This window comes from Nonomuraea turkmeniaca, from assembly GCF_005889735.1.
Classification (GTDB): Bacteria; Actinomycetota; Actinomycetes; order Streptosporangiales; family Streptosporangiaceae; genus Nonomuraea; species Nonomuraea turkmeniaca.
This window is the reverse complement of record NZ_VCKY01000531.1, coordinates 1-1,510: the sequence shown is the minus strand read 5'-3', so window position 1 is coordinate 1,510 and position 1,510 is coordinate 1. Positions and strand designations below refer to the sequence as shown.

The 1,510-nt window shown below is 67.5% G+C and carries 1 protein-coding gene; it reads right to left on the bottom strand.

Annotation, left to right across the window (positions count from 1 at the left end; genetic code table 11):
• On the bottom strand, positions 1-1,145 hold a 1,145-nt coding region (locus tag ETD86_RS54310), incomplete at its 3' end, for a GGDEF domain-containing protein (RefSeq protein ID WP_246149547.1).
• Between the last annotated feature and the right edge of the window lie 365 nt (positions 1,146-1,510).

The window sequence follows — 1,510 nt, the reverse complement described above, 5'->3', positions numbered from 1 at the left end:
CAGACACGGTCACGGCCCAGCTCCTTCGCCCGGTACAGCGCCAGATCCGCGGCGGCCAGCAGATCGATCAGCTCGTCGCCGTGGATGCTCATCAGCGCCACTCCCACCGAAATGGTGACCTTGATGAGGGTGTCGTCGCCGGGGATGGCCATGTGGCCGATGCGGGTGCGCAGGCGTTCGGCGACCTGCCGAGCCTCGTGGACGTCGGCGCCGGGCAACAGGACGACGAACTCCTCGCCGCCGAACCGCCCCACCACGTCGTAGTCCCGTAGCTGGCTGCGCAGCGTGGCCGCCACCCCCGCCAGGACCTGATCACCGACCAGATGGCCATGGGCGTCGTTGACCCGTTTGAAGTGATCGATGTCGATGATCAGCAGAGCCAGGGTGTCGCCCGTGCGGCGGGCGCGGACGATCTCCGTGTCGGCCTCACGCTGCCAGGCGGCGGCGTTCAGCAATCCGGTCTTGGCGTCCGTACGGGCGGCCGCCTGGAGCTGGGCGTGCAGGAGGCTGCGTTGCAGGAGCACCACCGGCGGCAGGGCGAGCAGCAGCAGGGCCAGGTTGAGGCCGCAGGCGATCGAGACCGTGACCCCCAGACACAGCTCGACGATGTCCAGCAGCACGCTCTCCCTGTCCCACAACACCTCACGCCACGTGATGTCAGGGTCGGCCGTGTGCGCGGCGATGGCGATGAGCGCGATGTTGAGCAAGGAGAAGAGCAGGGCGGCGGTGACCGCGTACATGATCGGCGAGCCGCTGCCGCGCGACAGCACCATCGGGTCATGGACGAACCAGTGGAACAGGACGGACGCCGTACACCCGGCCAGGCCGATGGCGGCCGCGCTGAAGACCCGGCGGTGGAGCACCGCGGCCCGGACGCGCACCTGCAGGAGGACCTGCAGCACGATGGGAGCGAACAACGCGTAGACCGGGGGCAGGAGCAGGGCCACCGGCAGCCACCAGGCCGACAGCAGGTCCCGTGAGACTCCGGCAGGCATCCCCAGGCGCCTGGTCGCCTCGATGCAGACCGCGCCACACATCATGAGAGCCGCGAACGTGCCCACATCCGGCCACCGGATCTCGGTGGCGGACGCGAACAACACGACCGCGACGAGATCGAGAGCGACGATCGCGCACAAGTAGATCACGAGTGCACGGCGTTGCCCTAGCAACGGCCAGCGGTCGACCAGTGTTGACACACCGTCGCGAGACTTTATCGAGGCGTGACTGGTCGCCGCCATCTCGTCTCCTCCCTGACTAACGATGTGTAACACAATAATTGCGGAGTGTGCGTTGCGCGATGGGAACCGATACGTTGGCAGAGACCACACCTGCTCAATCCGGGAGCGGGCCGTGCTGGAAAGGAGCAGCCATGGTGCGGGGCGTGATTTGGACCTGACAGATGCGCTCGCGATCTGACGTGGGTCACGCGGGTACACACCATCGGCCGCCCTCGGGGCGATCAACGGGTTTCGGCCGGTGCCCCCTCCCCCTCCCCTCGTTGGGCCAACTC